19 protein-coding genes are annotated in these 19,831 nt (G+C 58.0%); 5 read left to right on the top strand and 14 right to left on the bottom strand.

Translation table 11 applies throughout. The features are described 5' to 3' along the window. Nucleotides 1-25: 25 nt before the first annotated feature. Together aceK and ACT3TJ_RS14075 are read left to right on the top strand one after the other, a co-directional pair. Entirely contained in the window at nt 26-1,780 is a 1,755-nt protein-coding gene (gene aceK / locus ACT3TJ_RS14080; RefSeq protein WP_444622292.1) for a bifunctional isocitrate dehydrogenase kinase/phosphatase, read from the top strand. 24 nt (nt 1,781-1,804) lie between these two features. Beyond that, nucleotides 1,805-2,518: an SIR2 family NAD-dependent protein deacylase gene (locus tag ACT3TJ_RS14075; RefSeq protein ID WP_444622293.1), complete on the top strand. Its 714-nt coding sequence runs from the start codon at nt 1,805-1,807 to the stop codon at nt 2,516-2,518. Between the two features lie 4 nt (nt 2,519-2,522). On the opposite strand, the gene bioA is transcribed toward ACT3TJ_RS14075, so the two are convergent. Genes bioA through bioB form a run of 6 tightly spaced genes read right to left on the bottom strand, consistent with a single transcriptional unit; the run spans nt 2,523 to nt 8,180 of the window. Beyond that, the gene (bioA, locus tag ACT3TJ_RS14070; RefSeq protein ID WP_444622294.1) at nt 2,523-3,812 is read right to left on the bottom strand and encodes an adenosylmethionine--8-amino-7-oxononanoate transaminase; all 1,290 of its coding nucleotides are present in this window, start codon (nt 3,810-3,812) and stop codon (nt 2,523-2,525) included. Continuing rightward, complete coding sequence (gene bioD / locus ACT3TJ_RS14065) at nt 3,809-4,498, bottom strand: dethiobiotin synthase (RefSeq protein WP_444622295.1); 690 nt, start codon at nt 4,496-4,498, stop codon at nt 3,809-3,811. Before bioD ends, bioA begins: the two co-directional genes overlap by 4 nt. Then, entirely contained in the window at nt 4,495-5,286 is a 792-nt protein-coding gene (locus ACT3TJ_RS14060) for a methyltransferase domain-containing protein (RefSeq protein ID WP_172118593.1), read from the bottom strand. Before ACT3TJ_RS14060 ends, bioD begins: the two co-directional genes overlap by 4 nt. Next, nucleotides 5,283-5,999 (bottom strand): alpha/beta fold hydrolase, encoded by a 717-nt coding sequence (locus tag ACT3TJ_RS14055; protein ID WP_444622296.1) that lies wholly within the window; start codon nt 5,997-5,999, stop codon nt 5,283-5,285. Before ACT3TJ_RS14055 ends, ACT3TJ_RS14060 begins: the two co-directional genes overlap by 4 nt. Beyond that, complete coding sequence (gene bioF / locus ACT3TJ_RS14050; protein WP_444622297.1) at nt 5,996-7,141, bottom strand: 8-amino-7-oxononanoate synthase; 1,146 nt, start codon at nt 7,139-7,141, stop codon at nt 5,996-5,998. The genes ACT3TJ_RS14055 and bioF overlap by 4 nt, the downstream gene beginning before the upstream one ends. After that, complete coding sequence (bioB, locus tag ACT3TJ_RS14045; protein WP_444622298.1) at nt 7,128-8,180, bottom strand: biotin synthase BioB; 1,053 nt, start codon at nt 8,178-8,180, stop codon at nt 7,128-7,130. Before bioB ends, bioF begins: the two co-directional genes overlap by 14 nt. A gap of 169 nt (nt 8,181-8,349) precedes the next feature. Between bioB and ACT3TJ_RS14040 the strand changes: the two genes are divergently transcribed. Then, the gene (locus ACT3TJ_RS14040) at nt 8,350-9,096 is read left to right on the top strand and encodes a tRNA-uridine aminocarboxypropyltransferase (RefSeq protein WP_444622299.1); all 747 of its coding nucleotides are present in this window, start codon (nt 8,350-8,352) and stop codon (nt 9,094-9,096) included. A gap of 8 nt (nt 9,097-9,104) precedes the next feature. Here the strand turns inward: ACT3TJ_RS14040 and ACT3TJ_RS14035 are convergent, their stop codons facing one another. The 8 genes from ACT3TJ_RS14035 to def form a co-directional block, all read right to left on the bottom strand. Beyond that, a complete protein-coding gene (locus ACT3TJ_RS14035; protein WP_193055264.1) occupies nt 9,105-10,010 on the bottom strand; it encodes a DMT family transporter in 906 nt (301 codons plus the stop codon). Further along, the gene (locus ACT3TJ_RS14030) at nt 10,007-11,260 is read right to left on the bottom strand and encodes a TraB/GumN family protein (protein ID WP_444622300.1); all 1,254 of its coding nucleotides are present in this window, start codon (nt 11,258-11,260) and stop codon (nt 10,007-10,009) included. The genes ACT3TJ_RS14035 and ACT3TJ_RS14030 overlap by 4 nt, the downstream gene beginning before the upstream one ends. 39 nt (nt 11,261-11,299) lie before the next feature. Then, nucleotides 11,300-12,748 (bottom strand): TrkH family potassium uptake protein, encoded by a 1,449-nt coding sequence (locus tag ACT3TJ_RS14025; protein WP_172118599.1) that lies wholly within the window; start codon nt 12,746-12,748, stop codon nt 11,300-11,302. A gap of 15 nt (nt 12,749-12,763) precedes the next feature. Continuing rightward, a complete protein-coding gene (gene trkA, locus ACT3TJ_RS14020) occupies nt 12,764-14,137 on the bottom strand; it encodes a Trk system potassium transporter TrkA (protein WP_172118600.1) in 1,374 nt (457 codons plus the stop codon). Nucleotides 14,138-14,259: 122 nt separating this feature from the next. Then, entirely contained in the window at nt 14,260-14,466 is a 207-nt protein-coding gene (locus tag ACT3TJ_RS14015; RefSeq protein ID WP_172118637.1) for a dodecin, read from the bottom strand. Between the two features lie 50 nt (nt 14,467-14,516). Continuing rightward, entirely contained in the window at nt 14,517-15,866 is a 1,350-nt protein-coding gene (rsmB, locus tag ACT3TJ_RS14010) for a 16S rRNA (cytosine(967)-C(5))-methyltransferase RsmB (RefSeq protein WP_444622301.1), read from the bottom strand. After that, nucleotides 15,863-16,849, bottom strand: a complete 987-nt coding sequence (fmt, locus tag ACT3TJ_RS14005; protein ID WP_444622302.1) for a methionyl-tRNA formyltransferase — start codon at nt 16,847-16,849, stop codon at nt 15,863-15,865. The genes rsmB and fmt overlap by 4 nt, the downstream gene beginning before the upstream one ends. A gap of 190 nt (nt 16,850-17,039) precedes the next feature. Further along, entirely contained in the window at nt 17,040-17,555 is a 516-nt protein-coding gene (gene def / locus ACT3TJ_RS14000; RefSeq protein ID WP_172118603.1) for a peptide deformylase, read from the bottom strand. 129 nt (nt 17,556-17,684) lie between these two features. Here def and ACT3TJ_RS13995 point away from each other — a divergent pair, with 129 nt between their 5' ends. Continuing rightward, nucleotides 17,685-18,665, top strand: coding sequence for a peptidoglycan-binding protein (locus ACT3TJ_RS13995; protein ID WP_444622303.1), 981 nt, complete (start codon nt 17,685-17,687; stop codon nt 18,663-18,665). A gap of 39 nt (nt 18,666-18,704) precedes the next feature. After that, nucleotides 18,705-19,820 carry a DNA-processing protein DprA gene (gene dprA, locus ACT3TJ_RS13990; RefSeq protein WP_444622304.1) on the top strand — a complete coding sequence of 372 codons (1,116 nt, stop codon included), beginning with the start codon at nt 18,705-18,707 and terminating at the stop codon, nt 19,818-19,820. Nucleotides 19,821-19,831: the final 11 nt, after the last annotated feature.

The following is a 19,831-nucleotide window of genomic DNA, read 5'->3' as shown; positions in this document are numbered from 1 at the left end:
TCAAAAAGCGACAAGAGTCCCGCTTGTGAACACCACGCCTGCCTATCGCTTGGCCGCGACCATTTTGCATGGCTTTGAAGCGTACCGTACCCGCTTTAAAGCGATCACCCTGGATGCACAGCGCCGCTTTCAAGAAGGTGCCTGGCGGGAGAGTCAGCAAGCGTCCATTGCGCGGATTAATCTCTATCAGCAGCAGGTGGATGACGCGGTTGAACGTCTCAAGCGTACATTTTCAAATGAGTTATTAACCCATTGCGAGGTCTGGCGTGAAGCACGTAGCCACTATGCCGAGCTAATTCGTCCGCGGCTGGACGTTGAACTGGCCGAAACTTTTTTTAACTCGCTCTTTTGCGCCATTTTCAAGCATCGCCATATTCGCAATGAATGGATGTTTGTTATCAGCTCACGAAAGAAGGCCGCGCACCGTTCAGGCATTGAGTTATGCCGACGCCGTTCAATTGATGGGGATTGGCTGGCGGCTCTGCGCTGGGCACTGGAAGGCGCTGCCTTGCACAACCCGTTTGCCGATATGGCACGAGATACTCGCTTGGGTGCCGCACTATTAAACAAAACGTTGCCAGACACTATATGGCAGGCCAGGGACGCCGCTATAGAGCTGCTTCACAGCGTTTTTTACCGCAATAAAGGGGCATACCTGGTGGGGCGAATCACCGGCGACGGGGAACAAGTGCCACTGGTCTTGCCAGTACGCCACCAGGAGCATGCCGAGCAGAACACTGAGGGCATCCCCCAGCTTCATCTGGATACCGTACTGATTACGCCTGACGATGTAGCCATTATTTTCTCGTTCAGCCGGGCGTATTTTCAGGTGGATGTCGCGGTGCCGAATGAGTGTGTGGGTTACCTGCAGCGCTTAATGCCCCATAAGCCAGCCGGTGAGCTTTACGCGGCCATTGGTTTTTTTAAACATGGTAAAACCGAGTTCTTTCGCGCGCTTAATCAGCAGGTCGCCAAGCGCGAGGATGTGTTTATTATCGCCCCCGGCGTGCGTGGGATGGTGATGGCCGTGTTTGTACTGCCGAGTGCGCGTACGGTATTCAAGATCATTAAAGACACCTTTGACCCTGCCAAGGACGTGACACCTGATATCGTGCGCGAAAAGTATCATTTGGTGAAGCGCCACGACCGGGTAGGCCGCATGGCCGATACTCAGGAATTTTCTAACTTTACCGTGCATAACGACCATTTCGACCCGGAATGCTTGGCTCACCTGTTGGAAGTTGCCCCCTCTACCGTGTCGCTGAAAGGCGAGAAAGTCGTCATCAAACACTGCTATACCGAGCGCATGATGACGCCGCTGAATATCTACCTGGAGCAGTGTGACGATGAGGCGCAGTTAGCGGTGCTCAAGGACTATGGCGATGCCATAAAGCAGATGGCCGCCGCCAATATTTTCCCAGGCGATATGCTGCTCAAAAACTTTGGCGTTACGCGCCAGGGGCGGGTGATTTTTTACGACTACGATGAGGTGTGTTACCTCACTGAGTGCCACTTTCGCGCTATCCCGGCCTCGAGTGGTGACGATTACCTGAGCGGTGGAAATGAAAGCTTCTCCATTGGTCCGAACGATATCTTTCCCGAGGAGTTTGGCCCATTCATGTTTGCTAACCCGGAGCGGCTGCGGGTGTTTACACAGCTTCACCCGGAGCTGTTTGAGGTTAGCTACTGGCAGGGCCTACAGCAGGCCATTGTCGATGGCCGTATCATTGACGTGTACCCTTATGGAAACGAGCAGCGCTTTGTAGACGCTGAACAGTAACCGCGGTAAAGCAGCGAGGTAATCATGACGACAGCGCGCCATCTGGTGGTATTTACCGGCTCGGGGATCAGCGCCGAAAGTGGTATCAAGACATTCCGCGCAAGTGATGGCTTATGGGAAGACCACCCGGTTGAAGAGGTGGCAACGCCGCAAGGCTGGCAGCGCGACCCCCAACGCGTACTGACGTTTTATGATCAGCGCCGAGAGCAGATTCGCAGTGCCCAACCCAATGCCGCGCACAGGGCGCTGGCAAGCCTGGAGCAGGCGGGGTTCAAGGTCACCGTTATCACTCAAAATATTGATGACCTACATGAGCGGGCAGGTTCCAGCGATGTGATCCATTTGCATGGCGAAATTTTAAATGCCCGCTCCAGCGCGGATGAGTGCATGCGCTATCCGCTCGTTAAAGGCGGTATTGCGTTGGGTGATCTGTGCGATAAGGGCAGCCAGCTGCGCCCTGACGTGGTCTGGTTTGGCGAGGCCGTGCCGCTGTTTGAAGAGGCCTGCGAACTAGCCAGCCAAGCGGATTTTTTGCTGGTCGTCGGAACCTCGCTTGCGGTGATGCCCGCCGCCTCACTGCTCTCGTATATCGACTACGACACGCCCTGCGCACTGGTTGACCCGGATGCCGATGCCTTAAGCCCACCCGGTGTACTGGCGATTAATGCCACTGCCGGGGAAGGCGTGCCCGCGCTGGTAGAGCGCTGGAAAAGAGAAGGCGCGCTAACACTGCCTTAACGCTTTAGCCTGACAAGCGGGGTGACGATTTCAGAAACCAGGCCTTCATGACATCAGTAATGTGGGTTAGCTGCTGCTCAGAAGTAATATAGGCGGGCATGGTATATAGCCAGCGCCCAATCGGGCGTAGCCAAACACCCTGCTCGCGAGCAAATGTGGCAACGCCTGTTAACGCTGCTTCCGAGTGCGCTTCAATAACGGCCGTGGCGCCCAGTACGCGTACATCGGCAACCTCTGGGTGCGCCATGAGCGCTTGATCCTCCAGTAAGGCGCGGCACAGTAACCGGTTTAAGAGCGCTATTTTGCCAGGATAGTTTTCCTCTTCAAATACCGCCAGGCTTTCCAGCGCTACCCGGCACGCCAAGGGGTTGCCCATAAACGTTGGGCCGTGCATAAAAGCGTGCTGTGCGCTGTCACCGATAAAAGCGTCGTGAATGCGGTCGGTCGCAAGCGTGGCGGCGTGGCCCAAATAGCCGCCAGTTAGCCCTTTGGAAAGCACCATGATATCGGGGCTAACGTTGGCGTGATCGGCGGCAAATAGTTTGCCGGTGCGGCCAAACCCCGTGGCAACCTCATCAAAGATCAGCACCACGTTAAATGCGTCACACAGGGCCCGGGCGCCGCGCAAGTAGTTCGGGGAGGTCATGTTCAGCCCACCCGCAGCCTGCAGCAGCGGCTCCATCAGCAGCGCAGCAATGTCCTGATGGTGACGCTCAAGCACCTCGCCTAGCGCATCTAAATCGGCGGCGACCTGCGCTTGCGTTGCGTTAAAAGGAGCGGTTGGCGCAGGCGCAAAATGGTGCTGGGGCAGCAGGCTTGAAAACAAGCTGTGCATGCCTTCTTCTGGGTCGCACACGGCCATGCAGCCCGTGGTATCTCCGTGATAGGCCTTCATTAGCGAGAGCATTTTGCGCTTTTTGGGTTGTCCAGTAAGCACGTGGTACTGCAGCGCCATTTTCATCGCCACCTCCATGCCTACCGAGCCGCTGTCAGAGTAGAAGACGTGATTAAGCCCGTCGGGCGTGACGCGCACCAGCTCACGCGCCAACTGGTCGGCGGGGTCATGGGTGAGCCCGCCGAGCATCACATGGCAGAGTGTTTCCGCCTGCTCGCGAATGGCCGCCACCAGGCGCGGATGGCCGTAACCGTGAATCATGCACCACCAGGAGCAGGTAGCATCCAGCAGGCGCTCGCCGCTTTCCAACTCAAAATAGGCGCCGCTACCGCCGACCACCCGGGGGGCGGGCGGTTGGGTTTTAAGGTGTGCGTAGGGGTGCCAGACTGGCGAGTTCATAATGCCTCCAACGAGAGATAGCGGTGGGCGGTGGCCGCATCGGGCGTTGTCAAATGCGGCACAATGCCCAGGCAGGGCGCTGCCAGCCTGGCGTTAAGGTGGGCCATGTTGGCCGTGAAACGGGTAGTATCCGCCGCAAAGGCGGGGTCAATCACACTGCCTGCCCAGCCCGCAAGCGTCAGACCATCGGCGCGAATGGCGTCGGCCGCTAAGCGGGCATGGTTCAGGCAGCCGAGCTTTAAACCAGCCACCAGGATCACCGGCAGCCTCAGCGCGATGGCGATGTCGGCAAAATCCTCCTGTTCGTTGATCGGCACGCGCCAGCCGCCCGCACCCTCAATCAGAGTGAACGCCCTCGGCGTCTGGCCAAGGGTGTCACGCAGCCAGTGGGCAACCTCAGACACGCTTAGCATCTGGCCTGCCTCCTGTGCGGCCAGGTGAGGTGCTATCGCAGGCTCAAAGGCCATTGGGTTAACCGTGGCGTAGTCAACCGGCGGTTCACACTGCTGCTGCAGTGCCAGCGCATCGCCATTGCGCAGCCCTTTCGTCGTTAGTGAACTGCCAGAGGCGATGGGCTTAAGCCCTAAGGTGCTCAACTGCTGGCATCGGGCGGCATAAAGAAGCGCGCTCCCGACCAGCGTTTTTCCCGCATCGGTGTCGGTGCCGGTAACAAAAAAGCGCTTCATCGGGGTTTCTCCAGCTGCAGGTTCAGGCAGTGATAGCTGATCGGAAGCCCTTGGCGCTTACGAAGCTGCTCAAAGCGCGTGGCAGCCGCTGCCAGGTCCGCCCGGGTGAGCATGGCGTTGGGCCTGGCCACTTGTGCGCCAACCCCCTTGATGGAAGCCATAACGGCCTTGATGTCAGGATAAAAGAAGGTTTCCACGCGGGTCGCTTGGTGAGTGCAGCGCAGGCCGCTTTTGTGAATAGCACCGTTAACCAGGCGGTAGGAGGGCGTCGTTAACAGCGCGCTTGAGCGCTGCCAGGCGAAAGCCACTTCGGCCAACGTGCCGGGTAATAGCGTACTGATGTACGCCAGGCCGCCTGGCGCCAGCACTCGATACAGCGACTGCATAACGGCCAGAGTGTCGCGACACCACTGAATGGCCAGGTTGGAAAACACCAGGTCGAATAGGTAGCAAGGGATGGGCAACGACTCGGCACTGCCTGGCTGCCAGGCAATGTGGTCGCCGTGGCGCGAGCGAGCGTGCTCCAGCATGCCCGGCGCAATGTCCAGCCCCGTGACGTGTCCATGGGGGTAGCGTTCGGCTAGTCGCTGCGACCAATAGCCAGTACCGCAGCCCAGGTCGAGTATATGGCTAGCCTCAGATGGCAAGTCGTTCCATAGCGTTTCACCGATATGGCGTTGGGCGCTGGCCAGTGCATCGTATTGCGGTGCTGCCCGGGAGAAAGCGTGCGCCACTCGGGCCTGCCAGTCGGCGCTGGGCCGCCGTAACTGAGGGGGGATCGAACTCATGCCATTTCCCTGGCAGATAGCGCAGTGGCTTGAGCGGCGAGCAGTGACGCCAAACGCGCTGGTTGCGAGAGCATTGGGCAGTGGCCGCCGCGTTCAAGTGTTAGCGTCCGCTGGCACTCAATAGCGCTGATCAGCGGGTCATGCTCGCCCACGAGATGAACCACTGGGCATGGCGACGTGTTTAGGCGTCGACGATTATCCAGTGTGGCCAGCCAGTGAAGGCCTGCAGAAAGCGTGGTGCGGTCTGCCGGGGGCGTACTGCCAAGCAGGGCACGCAGCTGTGCGTGAACCTGATACGGAGCGGGCTCTCCTTGAGCCTGCCAGCGCAGAAAGTGACGCCACGCAGCATCGCCACGGTGCGCAAAGATGGCCTGGAAGTCGGCAAGCGCTGCTGACGTCGCGCTATCCGGCGTGCAGAACCTGGCACCTGCTCCCAGCAGTAGTAGCCCCTGGGGCGCAGGAAGATAATCAAGCAGCGCCGTCGCCAGCAGGCCGCCCAGCGACCATCCGACCCAAACCGCATCGCTGGGCAGACGGCTTGCCATGGCCGTGGCAAGCTCACTCAGGGAAGCGTTGGCAGGCAGTGCAGGAACCTCGCCGTAACCAGGCCAATCAACGGCGGCGACCTCGACGTTGGCGGGCCAGTAAGGGTGCAGCGGCCGCCAGATGCGCCGGTCAATTCCCCAGCCTGAAAGCAGTACCAAGCGCGTCATAATGCCTCCAAGTGGCAGGCCGCCAGCGTTTCGAGAAGCCGGTCGATATCACTACGCGAATGGCGAGCGCTGAGCGTAATGCGCAGGCGAGACTCATCTTTGGGCACGGTGGGTGGACGAATTGCGCCAACGTCAATTCCCGCTTGATACAGCTGTTCGGCCCACTGCAGCACGCGCGACTCGCCTCCCAGATACAGCGGTTGAATGGGCGTGCGCGATTCACCCAGCGGCAGGTTCAGCCGTAGAGCCTCTTCACGAAAGTAGTCTATATGACGCGCAAGGCGCAGGCGGTGCTCGGGCTCGCGCTGGACAATCGCAAGCGCTTCCAGCGTCGCGGCGCTAACGCCGGGCGGTTGTGCGGTGGTATAGATATAGCTTCTGGCGAACTGGGTCAGATGGTCGATCAACTGTGCATCGCCTGCAACAAACGCACCGGCCGTGCCCAGCGCTTTGCCCAGTGTACCGACCAGAATCGGCACCTGGTTACTTCCCCAGCGTGTGCCCACACAGCCGCTGCCGTTATTACCTATAACGCCAATACCGTGGGCATCATCAATCATTAGCCAGGCAGCATGCTGTTGGCTTACCCGCACCAGCGCTTCAATGTCGGCCACATCGCCATCCATGCTAAAGACACCGTCGCTAACCACTAGCTTGTGGGTACAGCGGCTGCGTGCCAGCAGGCGGCTCAAGTCGTCACTATCGTTATGGTGGTAGCGCCGCGAGCGGGCGCCGCTCAGCGCACTTCCATCCAGCAGTGAGGCGTGATTGAGCCGGTCGTGAAAAATGGCCGTGTGGGTATCGGCAAGCGCCTGTAGCACGCCCAGGTTTGCCATATAGCCGGTGGAGAACAGCACGGCTCGCTCGCGGCCTGTCCAAGCTGCCAGGGCGTCTTCCAGGGTATCGTGAATCGCGTGGTGGCCGTTCACCAGATGCGATGCGCCAGCCCCGGCGCCAAATCGGCGAGCGCCTTCGGCTTGGGCTGCCTGAACGCGAGGGTCGGTTGCCAGGCCAAGATAATCATTGTCTGCGAAGTTCACCAGGTGTGGCTGTCGGGTACGCCGAGTGCGCCACTGCTGGGCGTGCTGACGAACCGACCGCGCATTGGCCAGACGTTGATGCCACGCCTCAGACACTGGCATCCACCGCAAGCTCAGCGACGCGCTGGTTAAGCTGCTGCTGAGCCAAGCGCTCACTTTGCGCGGCCTCGCTTTCACAGGTTTCGCGCGTTTCTGGATGCAGGCCTAGCTTGGCAAACAGGGCCCGGTCTCGCGTGGCCTGGGGGTTGCTGGTCGTTAGCAGCTTGTCGCCGTAGAAGATGGAGTTGGCACCGGCCAGAAACGCCAGCGCTTGGGTGGATTCGCTCATCTGCTCGCGCCCGGCGGAAAGCCGTACATGGCTTTGGGGCATCATGATCCGCGCGACGGCAATGGCGCGGATAAACTCCAGCGGGTCGAGATCCTCCACGTTCTCAAGTGGCGTGCCGGGCACTTTGACCAACATGTTAATCGGCACCGATTCCGGGTGCGGGCTGAGTTTGGCCAGCTGTTGCAGCAGGGCGCTTCTATCCTGAGCACCTTCCCCCATGCCCAAAATGCCGCCGGAGCAGACCTTCATGCCCGCCTCACGAACAGTCGCCAGGGTTTCCAAGCGGTCACTGTAGGTGCGCGTGGTGATGATTTCGCCGTAGTAGTCGGGAGACGTGTCCAGGTTGTGGTTGTAGTAATCCAGCCCGGCGGTTGCCAAACGGGTAGCCTGTTGGTCGTTGACCATGCCCAACGTCATGCAGGTTTCAAGCCCCAGCGCCTTTACCTGGCGGACCATCTCTTCGACAACGAGCAGGTCCTTGTCCCGGGGGCTGCGCCAGGCTGCGCCCATGCAGAAACGGCTGGCGCCAGCTTGCTTAGCGGCCTGGGCCTGTTCCACCACTTTTTCGATTTCCAACAACTTCTCTTTTTCAAGCTGTGTGGTGTAGTGGCCCGATTGCGGGCAGTACTTACAGTCTTCGGGGCAGGCGCCGGTTTTAATCGACAGCAAGGTTGATACCTGGACCGCGTTAGGGTCGAAATGCGCTCGGTGTACCTGCTGAGCCTGGAACAGCAAATCGTTAAACGGCAGGGCAAACAGGGCGTTGATTTCTTCAAGCGTCCAGTCATTGCGTGGGGCAGCGGTCGCGATCATTGGTAAACCATTTTTATATAAAAAGTTGACGAGACTCTAGCGACGAAACGTTTGTTATGTCAACTATGAAAATTTAAAAGGTTTACGGTGGTGATGGATTCGTCAACGATCAAGCACTGCTTTATACTCTGCGCCCTTTTTCATCCTGTTGACGACCTTTGGAGCGCGGATGCCTGCCTCAACTGAATGTGATTCTGTCACTGGTCATCCTCGCCCACCACGTCGAGAGTTCAAGGCGCGGGGCAGTTTTGTCATACGCTGTGAGGGCTGTAATTTGCCCGCGCTAAACTGCCTTTGCCCGTACCAGGTGAAGGCTGAAAGCCATGCCCAGGTATGGCTGCTGACGCATCCGTTGGAGCACCATAAGCCGACCAATACGGGCCGCTTGATTGGCGACGTGCTGGCGCAAACGCAGGTATTTACCTGGTATCGGACAGCGCCGGATGCGCAGTTAACCGAGCTTTTGGCAGACCCGCGCTACGTGCCCTTTGTTATCTTCCCGGATGACCAGCCCGATTATGCCGACCGGGTGGTGGGAATGGACGCCGTACACAGCGCCAAACAGGAATCACGTATTCCTGTGTTTATCATTCTGGATGGTACATGGCGGCAGGCACGGCGCATGTTTCGCAAGAGTACGTACCTGGATGCGTTGCCGGTATTGCCGTTACATACCGAACGCGAAACCCGCTACCGGCTGCGTAAGCCCGCCTCGAAAGCGCATTTATGTACGGCAGAAGTGGCCATTGAGCTGTTGCGCCAAGGGGGCGACAACAACGCGGCGGCCGTGCTGGATGACTACTTCGATGTGTTTAACGATAGCTACGCCGCTAGCCGGTTCTACAAGAAAATTGCAGAACCCACTGAGGCAATGACGCGCCTTTTGGCACGCAAGGAAGGGCTAGAGGAGTTGTAACAGCGTCGTTAGCGGGCAGCGCCGGGTAGCCAGCGCAGGAGTATCTTGCGCACCCAGTACCAGCGGTTAATCAGCAGGGCGGTAAAAATTAGCCCGCAGCCGAGTAGCTGTAGCGGCGCCATGACTTCGCCAAACCACCAAGCGGCAAATAATGCGGTCCATACCGCTTCCAGCATCAATACCACCGAGGCGTGGCTTGGCGTGGTCATTCCCTGGGCGGTAATTTGCAGGAAAAACCGCAGGGCGCTTGCCAATAGAACACTGGCCATAAACCAGCCCAGAATAGACGTGTTAAGCGCCACGGGCTGGCGCTCAAACATAAAGGACACCAGGGTTAGTACGGTGCCCACGGATAACAGCTGAAGTGTGGTGAGCGGTAGGGCGGCTACGTTTCGCACGACGCGGGTATTAATATTGATGAGTAACGCAAAGCAGAGTGCTGCGCAGACCATCAAAAGCTGGCTGGTTTCTACCTTGAAACCAGCATTAAGGGAGAGCAACGCGAAGCCCAGCAGGGCAACGGGCAGGGCGATCCAGGTGGTGCGTGGAGGTCTATCGCCAAACAGCAGCTTGGCAACGATAGGCACCAGTAATATCCCCAGGCTATTGATAAACGCACTTTCGCCCAGGTGATTTGACGTTGCAAGCCCCATGATCCAGAAGCCAATGGCGCCGCTAAACAGAAAGCCCACAAAAATACCGCGCCGAATACGCCGTGCTGGCATGGCGCTTAAGGCGGGCCAGGCAAAGCCCAGCAGGATGAGCCCAGCCAGTAAAAAGCGTGTGCCGATAAACAGCATTGGCGGCATACCGGCAAGCGCTTCCTTGGAGAAAATCCATCCGGCTGCCGCCAGTATGGTTACCAGCAGTAGCAAGGCATCCGCCTGCCAGGGCGAACGTTTAAGCGTACTCACGCCGCGCCGCTACCAAACAAGGCACCTACAATTCGAAAGCCTGCGACCCAAGTGCCCACGGCTGAGCCGAGCGTGGCGAGGATAAACACCAGCAGCGTGCGCGACACCCGGTTTTTCCACCACCCTTTAAGGTGGGTGACATCCTGACGTAGCGAAGCGAAGTCGCGCACCTTGGGTTTGCGCATGTAAAGCTCCACCCCGGCGGCGACAAAACCGGCCCCAATCGTTGGGTTAAGCGAGGTAAGTGGTGCGGCAAAGAAAGTGGTAATAACGGTGACCGGGTGAGCAAGCGCAATAAGGGTCGCCCCGCCGGACAGAATCCCGTTGATCAAGAACCACTCCAGCACCAACTGCCAACCCAAATCGGTATTGCGTGAGAAGCCAATGGCAAAGCCGGTAATGACCAGCGTAGTAATCAGCCAAGGCAAGGCTTTCCAGAGTTTGGAGGGCGGCGGTGAAGCTTCCAGCGCTTCGCGTTCTACCGTTGGGTTCTCGGGTAATGGTGCTTCCAGGTGCTCAGCAGTGCCTTTCAGGTGGCCAGCACCCAGCACCACTAATACGTTCTTGAAGCGCCCAGGCGGCGCCTGTTCGGCAAGGCGTAGCACCATGTAGCGGTCGCGCTCGCGAATCAGCGGGGTGTAAAGGGCTTCCGATTCAGCGGCAAACTCGCTAAACGTGGCTTCCAGCATATCGCCTTCTTTTAGCTTTTCGATCTCTTCCTTGGATACGTCCTGGCGCGATAGTACGCTGCCAATCAGGCCTGAAAAGAGTGAAAAGCGTTGCCACCAGGGCACGTTGCGGTAGATGCGCTTAAGCGTTATCCCGACATCGCGGTCAACCAGTAAAAGCGGCAGGTTACGGTTACGGCACTCTTCAAGCGCGGCGCGCATCTCGGCCCCTGGCTCAATGCCGGACTGCTCAGCGATGCGCTGTTGAAAAGCGCCCAGTGCCAGGCTTGCCGCGACCATGCCCGCTTTGCCCTGCTTGAATACCTGGAAAAGGTCCTGCTCACCCATGGCATCCGGGTTCGTCATGCTGTGATGGCGGGCGTCGCACAGCTCAATTGCTACGGCGTCATACAGCCCGCTGTCAGCCAGCATTTTTACATCGTCAGCACTTTGTGCCGACACGTGCGCCGTACCCAGCAAAGTGTAGGTAGTACCGCCCACGGTAACCGTTTTCAGCGGCCCGCTAGTGGCGGGTAGTGCGTCAGACGCCGTGGCTAGCGGGGTGGTGTCGTCTTGGGTCATTAGGTGTCTCAACTCAAATAGTAAACGGCATCATCCGAATTAGCGCCGCCAAAAAGCGGGTGTAAATAACACTAACACGGTAAAAATTTCCAGGCGGCCCAGCAGCATGGCAAGCACCAGTATCCATTTGGCAAGATCAGGTAGCTCGCCGTAGTTGCCGCTGGCTTCTCCGAGTGCCGGGCCAAGGTTATTAAGCGCTGACCCCACGGTCGACCAGGCGGTGACCTGATCCACGCCGGTCGCCATAACGCCCATCAGCATTAAAAAGAACAGCATGACGTAGGCGGAGAAGAACCCCCAAACGGCCTGGGCGATGCTGTCGGGTACACTCACTTTGCCGACTTTAACCGCGATAACCGCATTGGGATGGATCAAGCGCATAACCTCGCGCATGCCCTGCTTGAGAATCAGGATAATCCGGATGACCTTCATTCCCCCTGCTGTTGAGCCGGAGCAGCCGCCCACAAAGGCGGCAATAAACAGTAAAAAAGGGATAGCGCCAGGCCAGGCCGAGAAGTCGGCGACGGAAAAGCCTGCTGTGGTCGCGACGGACACCACCTCGAAAAGCGCGTAGCGCAAGCCGCTTAGCGTATCGTAGGTGTGTGTCAGCCACAGGGTAATCGCGGTAATCGTGACAAGTCCTGCCAGAAACAGCATTAAAAAGCGTGCTTCCGGGTCTTGGAAGTAGTGCAGCAAGCGCTTTTCACGCCAGGCGATAAAGTGCAGGCTAAAACTGAACGCGGAAATGAGTATAAAAGCCGCGCAAATCAGCTCAATCGCTGCGCTGTTGAAGTAACCGATGCTGGCATCATGAGTAGAAAAACCGCCAATCGCCACGGTAGAGAAACTGTGCCCTATGGCATCAAACCAATCCATGCCGGCCAGCATATAGGCCACCATGCAGGCCATGGTGAGGGTGGCGTAGATGTACCAAAGCGCTTTGGCCGTTTCGGTAATGCGTGGCGTTAGTTTGGAGTCTTTCAGAGGCCCTGGAATTTCGGTGCGGTAGAGTGCCATGCCGCCGACACCAAGCGTAGGCAGAATCGCGACGGCCAACACCACAATCCCCATCCCGCCAAGCCACTGCAACTGCTGGCGATAGTAGAGAATCGATTTGGGCAAAAAGTCGATCCCTGTAATCACCGTGGCGCCTGTCGTGGTCAGGCCTGAAAACGATTCAAACACCGCATCGGTAATGCTCAGCGACGTATCGCCAAACAGCATCAGCGGTAGCGAACCAAACAGCGCCAGAACCGTCCAGAACATCGCCGCGATTAAAAAACCATCACGGATGCGTAGCTCTTTGTGGGCACGGCGGTTGGGTAGGTACAAGGTTAAGCCGGTGATCGCCGTAATGGCGATACCGATCATAAATGCGTACCAGACCCCATCGCGAAACCACAGGGAAATCAAAATGGGGGGGAGCATCGTCAGGCTGAACAGCATCAGCAACAGCCCTAAAATGCGTAAAATGACCCGCAGACTCATGGTAGGTGCATGCTCCTAAAAGAACGTCAAACCGACCTGGAACATACGCTCGACATCGCGGATGCGGCGCTTATCGATCACAAACAGAATCACGTGATCGCCGCTCTCCACCGTGACATCCCCATGAGCGATAATGACGTCCTTGCCGCGCACAATCGCTCCGATCGTGGTGCCCTCGGGCAGGCCGATCTCGCGAACGGTACGGCCGACAACTTTCGAAGAGTGTTTGTCGCCATGAGCAATGGCTTCAATGGCTTCTGCCGCTCCTCGACGTAGTGAATGCACATTGACGATATCGCCTCGGCGTACGTGGGTTAACAGGCTGCCAATGGTGGCCTGCTGGGGCGAAATCGCGATATCGATCTCGCCACCTTGAACGAGGTCTACGTAAGCGGCGTTGTTGATCAGCGTAAGCACCTTCTTGGCCCCCAGCCGTTTGGCCAGCAGCGACGACATGATATTGACTTCGTCGTCGTTGGTCAGCGCGCAGAAAATGTCGCAGTCTTCAATGTTCTCTTCTTCCAGAAGCCGCTTGCTGGTCGCGCTGCCGTGAAGCACGACGGTGCGGTCAAGCCGTTCGGAGAGCGTGGTACAGCGCTCAAGGCTATGCTCGATAATCTTGACCTGATGGCTGTGTTCCAGATGTTCGGCCAAGCGTTCGCCAATGTTGCCGCCGCCCGCAATGACTACGCGGCGAAAGCCTCGTTCGATTCGCCGAAGCTCGCTCATGACCGCGCGAATGTCTCTCCTGGCAGCAAGGAAAAACACCTCATCGTCGGCTTCAATGACCGTGTCGCCGCGGGGAATGAGGGGCCGGTTACGCCGATAAATAGCCGCGACGCGAGTATCCACGTTGGGCATATGACTGCGCAAAAAGGCCAGGTCCTGACCCACCAGTGGCCCGCCATACACCGCTTTGACCGCCACTAGCTGCACCAGGCCATCCGCAAAGTCCAGCACCTGCAACGCACCAGGGTGTTCAATCAAGCGGCGGACGTGATCGGTGACCACCTGTTCGGGGCTGATCAATACATCAATGGGGATCGCTTCGTGGGCAAAAAGCCCCTTGCGAGTCAGGTAGGGCGTGGCGCGCACTCGGGCAATTTTGGTAGGCGTGCGGAACAGCGTATGCGCGACCTGACAGGCGATCATGTTGACTTCGTCGCTGTTGGTCACCGCAATTAACATGTCAGCATCTTCGCAGCCAGCCTGCCGCAGAACGATAGGGTAGGAACCCGCGCCGGTGACAGTGCGAATATCGAGCTTGGTGTGCAGCTCGCGCAGCTTATTGGCGTCGGTATCGACAACGGTGATGTCATTTTCCTCGCGGGCGAGGTGCTCCGCCAGGGTGCCGCCGACCTGGCCGGCGCCGAGAATGATGATTTTCATTACTGAGCATCGGTTCCATTGAAAGCGCCAGCGCAATAGGTAGCGTTGTATATCTAACGTAATGCGCTGCAATAAAGACGGCGGCCAGTGTAAACCAGCCGCCGTCGAAATGCAGGTAAGGATTATTCCAGCGTGAAACCGACTTTAACGGTGACCTGCCAGTGGGCCACGCGGCCGTCTTCAATATGGCCACGTGTATCGGTCACTTCTAGCCAGCGCATGTGCTGGATAGACTCGGACGCCTTGGCGATTGCATTCTGCACGGCTTCCTCGATGCCTTTCTCGGAAGAGCCGGTGATTTCTATGTGCTTGTAGGTGTGGTGAGTCATGGTATCTCCATCCTTAGTCATGAGTTCACTGCCTTGGCACCAGAACGCGCCTAGGCAGACTGCTTCTCAAGCCTGGCATAAAAAAAGCCGTCATGACGTCCTTGCTCTGGAAATAGCTGGCGGCCCTGACCGCTTTGGAGACCCCAGGCCACATCGCTGGGCGTGGTCACTTTGGCATCAGGTGTGCGCGCCAGGAAGGCCTCGATCTGTTGGGAATTCTCCTCAGTCAGTACCGAGCAGGTGGCGTATAACAGCGTGCCGCCTTCGCGCAGCATGGGCCATAAATTGTCCAGTAGCTGCTGCTGTAGCTTGGCCAGCTTGCGGATGTCCTCTTTGCGTCGCAGCGTTTTGATATCCGGATGGCGCCGTATAACGCCGGTACCTGAGCAAGGAGCGTCAAGCAGAATAGCCTCAAACGGCGTGCCGTTCCACCAGTCGTGCTGGGTGGCATCCACATTCTGAAGCGTGGCGGATAGACCCAATCGCTCTAGCGTGCTCTCTACCCGCGAAAGACGTTGGTTATCGCTATCCAGGGCGGTCAGCGCAATATCAAACTGTTCAAGCAAGTGAGCCGTTTTGCCGCCAGGCGCGCTACAGGCATCCAATACCTGCGCACCGGGGCGAGGTGCCAGGGCAGGGCCAAGTAGCGCAGCACACAGCTGGGCTGCCTCATCCTGTACGCTAACGTGGCCCTCGGAAAATCCGGGTAGCAGGGTGACATCGCAGGGCGTGTTAAGGGTAATGCCATCCGGCGAGTGGGCGCAGAGTTCACCGCTTAAGCCTTGCTCGGTCAGCCGTTCTATATAGGCTTCGCGGTCATTGTGATGCTGATTTACGCGCAGCGTCATGGGGCCAGGCTGATTATTTGCCTCAACAATTGCCCGCCACTGCTCCGGCCAGGCGCTGCGTAGTGCGTCCAGCAGCCAGCGGGGGTGGGCCAGCGCAATACTCTCATCCTGATCAACCGCCGCCTGAAGTTCATCGGACTCGCGCTGTAGGCGGCGCAGGCAGCCATTCAGTACGCGGGTCGCCCACTCTTTACCCAACAAGCGCGCGGCACCGGCGGTTTCGCCGACGGCTGCGTGGGCGGGAATACGCATATACAGCAACTGATAAATACCCAGCAGCAGCAGCGCGTGAATATCACTGTCACGTTTTTTAAAGGGCTGCTTTAGGAGGCTGTTAGCCAGCGCTTCCAAACGTGGAAGCTGGCGACAGGTGCCAAAGCAGAGCTCTTTTAAAAGGGCCCGGTCGCGGGCAACGACACTGTTCTCATCCAACGCGGCCAGTGAGCCTTGCTGAGAAATAACCGGCGCTAACACACGGGCGGCGGCGGCGCGCACGTCCTGGCCGCTATTGCCTGATGCACGTTTACCGTGTTGTGAGCGTTGCTGACTCATAAAGCGTCTCCTTGCTGGGATTCAGGCTGACCAAGGCGGTTACCGGACGTCAATCGGGCATGGCGGGCGTTGAGTAAGTCGCGCACAGCCATGGCCTTGCCGCCAGGAAGTTGGGCGCTGCTGATACATAAAACCTCTCGGCCTTCCGGGCCACAGGCAATACGCAGATGGTCTTCACCGTTTTCAAGCAGCGTGCCGGGCGGCGTTGCGCCCTGTTCACCGGCTTCAGCGCTTGCCATGAGTAAGCGTAAGCGGTCATCACCCATCTGACACCACGCCACCGGCCAGGGGTTAAAGGCGCGGATTTTACGCGCAAGGCGTTCAGCAGGCTGAGTGAAGTCCAGCTCGGCCTCTGCTTTGCTGAGCTTGGTGGCGTAGGTAACGCCTTCTTCCGGCTGGGGTGTCGCACTGGCGTTACCGTTGGCCAGTTTATCCAGCACGCTGGTGAGCGCAGTGGCGCCTTGAAGCGCCAGGCGGTCATGCAGGTCGCCTCCGGTGGTTTGCTCGGTGATCGGGGTGCGTACTTCGTGCAGCATGGCGCCGGTATCAAGCCCTGCGTCCATTTGCATGATGGTAACGCCTGAGGCGTTATCACCGGCTTCAATCGCGCGCTGAATCGGGGCGGCACCGCGCCAGCGGGGTAGCAGTGAGGCGTGGACGTTAATGCACCCCAGGCGCGGTGTGTCCAATACTGCCTGAGGCAGCAATAAACCGTACGCCACGACCACCATAATATCGGCGTTTAAGGCGGCAAGCTCCGCTTGAGCGGCCGGGTCTTTTAGCGTTTGTGGCTGGTAGACCGGAAGCGCATGCTCAAGAGCAAGCTTTTTAACGGGGCTTGGCGTGAGTTTGCGACCACGACCTGCCGGGCGGTCGGGTTGGGTATAAACCGCCACTACCTTATGTTTGCTGGCCAGTAGGGCCGCAAGGCTTGAGGCAGCGAAATCAGGCGTGCCAGCAAAAACAACGCGCAACTGTGACATGACAACAGGTACCTGGTAACAGGGGAAATGAGAAAGCCTGGGGCAACAATAAAGGCCGAGAAGCAGGGTATACAACGGCTGTTGTACCGTTGTATGGAGTACCAGGCTTCTCGGCCTTAAGCGTTTTAAATACGCTCATTTACAAAACTTCTACAAAAGCCGAAGTAAACTGTGCTAAAACGGGTGGCTGTTAAGCGTCGTCTTTCATCAGCTTATGACGTTTCTGCATTTTTTTCATGATGCGGTCGCGCTTTAGCGGCGAAAGATAATCAACAAACAGTACACCTTCAAGGTGGTCGTACTCGTGTTGAATGCAGTGCGCCAGCAGGCCATCGGCCTCAAGCTCATACGCCTCGCCGTTACGGTCAAGCGCGTTGAGTTTTACCGTAAGGTAGCGCGGCACTTCCGCGTAGTGCTCGGGAATCGACAAGCAGCCTTCAGAAAGCGGCTCTTGGTCTTCGCCGACCGGCGTATAGCGAGGGTTGATCAGCACCAGCGGCTGCGAGTTATCTTCGCTTACGTCCATGACGACGATACGACGATGGACATCAATTTGGGTGGCTGCAAGGCCAATGCCACGTGCGTCGTACATGGTCTCTAACATATCGTCGACAAGCTGGCGGACCTCGTCGTCAACGGTTTCCACCGGTACCGCCTTGGTGCGCAGGCGCTCATCGGGGAATTCGAGAATAGGAAGTTTGGCCATGGGGATTACCGTCATCGTTAAGCTAAATCTTGGATAATCAGGCCGGATAGCGGCGGCCTGGTACTTTGCTAATCGCCACTATATCACGCTGGCAGCGCTCCTGGGCATCAGCACATGCGGTGAAGCGCCATGAAAATGATCGAAACATCCTCCACGGAGTACGGGATAGTGCTAGCCAACTTTATGCGCCGCGCGGCAAGACAAAACGCGCTTTGTGACGTGCTCAAGAGGGTAGTAAGCCTGCTGTCTGGGTTGTTAATAAGTCTTCACGCCGTTGGCGCTGAAACGCTGCCGGTGGTGACGCTTTCTCCCCAAATACGCACCTTGCCAATGCCCGATGGAGCGCTAGACGCGAGGGTAAGTGAGCTCGGCACACTCTCGCTTGAAAGCCTTAACGCCTTTTGGCGTGAACACCGAGTAATAGAAGCCGGAGCGCGCCAGCCTGAGATGGCCTATGTGTTGGCTGGCGAGCACCAGCGATTGATCAACGGTGCAGGTGACCGGATTTACGCCCGTGGCGCTATGCCGAGCCACGCACTGGAAAGCGTACCGAGCAGCGTAACGAATAGAGCAACGACGGGCCTTGCCACCTTCGGTATTTATCGTCAGACACAGACCTATACCGCTGACGACGGCGCGGTGTTGGGGCAGGCGTTAAGTCACATCGGCGAAGCTCGCCTTGTACGCAGTGAGGGGGATATTGCCCTGCTGGAAGTGCTTAGCGCTCATCAAGAGGTGCGTAGTAACGACCTTATTCTTGCCCTTGAGCCTGATGCCCCCCAGGCTGCACTTCAGCCGCACCTGCCGCGCAATAACATTAGAGGTCGTATCCTCGCCGTACCTGGCGGCGTACGTTTTATAGGCACCTTGCAAATCGTTACGTTGGATTTGGGAGTGCAGGATGGCCTTCAGCCAGGGCATCTGCTTCAGGTTAATCAGCTGGGTAAAACCGTTTTCGATGCGCGCACCCAAGAATTAACACCATTGCCACCGACCCCGTCGGGTTGGGTGATGGTGGTGAAACCTTACCAGCAGGTGAGCTACGCACTGGTAATGCAAACGTCCAGTATGCTGGAAGTAGGTGATCTCGTGGTGAGCCCGGATTTATAGCGTAAGTTGAATGTTTAGTATGCACGTTAAGGAGCGTCGATGAATACCAGTGAGTGGTTAGTGGTCAACGCCTTGCCGGGCATGGGCGCACTGCGCATTACCCAGATGGTGGCACGCCAGCCGCGCTGGCCGGAAGGTTGGCTGGCGACACTGCCCGCTAACGCCGCCAGTGCCTTACGGCTGTGGCTTGAACACCCCGAGCGCAGCCCGCTTCAGCGATGCGTAGACGATGCGCGGGCATGGCAGCAGAGCGGACCAGCGCGACATATTCTACATCGTCACCACCCGGCCTGGCCTGAGCTGCTCAACGAGTTACCGGACCCGCCCACCATTCTTTGGGCTCAAGGGGATTTACAGGCGCTTGAAGGGCCAAGGATTGCCATGGTGGGAACCCGCAAACCCACCTCGGAAGGTAATGCCAATGCCCAGGGCTTTGCGCGGGAACTGGCTCGCCGAGGCTGGTGCGTGGTCAGCGGTATGGCGCTGGGCATTGATGGCATCGCACAGCGTGCCGCGCTGAGTGCCGGTGGAAGCAGTATTGCGGTGTTAGGCTGTGGCGTGGACGTTATTTACCCGGCTCGACATCGCGACCTGCATGAGCAACTGAGCTGCGCGCCTGGCGGGTTATTGTTGTCAGAGCATCCGCCGGGCACCAAGGCGCGCCCTGCGTTCTTCCCGCGCCGCAACCGGATTGTGACTGGGCTTTCATTGGGGACGTTAGTGATCGAAGCCACCGAGAAAAGCGGCTCGTTGGTCAGCGCTCGCTTGGCCCTAGAGCAGAACAAGGAGCTTTTTGCCCTGCCTGGGTCTTTGCACAATGTTCAGGCTCAAGGTTGCCTGCACTTGTTGCGGAATGGCGCAACGCTGGTGCGCCATGTCGACGATATGCTTGAAGAGTTGCAGCAGTGGGCGGGTAGCTTTTTACCCGCGTCCGTGAAGGCTTCGTCTCCCCCTTCAGGGTCAATGGCGCCATCAAGCGAACCACTGCCTGATGAGCTGCTTAACGTTTTATCGGCAACGCCGGTGCCGCTTGATTCACTGGTTCAGCATACCGGGGAGTCTGTCAGCAGCTGCCAGCAGCGGTTATTGATGCTGGAGCTTGATGGATGGGTCGCTCAGCAGGTGGGTGGTTGGGTACGCTTACCCAGGCCATGATAGGATGTGAG

Source organism: Halomonas sp. AOP30-A1-24 (assembly GCF_052378165.1).
Lineage (GTDB): Bacteria > Pseudomonadota > Gammaproteobacteria > Pseudomonadales > Halomonadaceae > Vreelandella > Vreelandella citrativorans.
The sequence above is the reverse complement of the archived record's forward strand: the minus strand, read 5'-3'. Positions and strand labels throughout refer to the sequence as shown.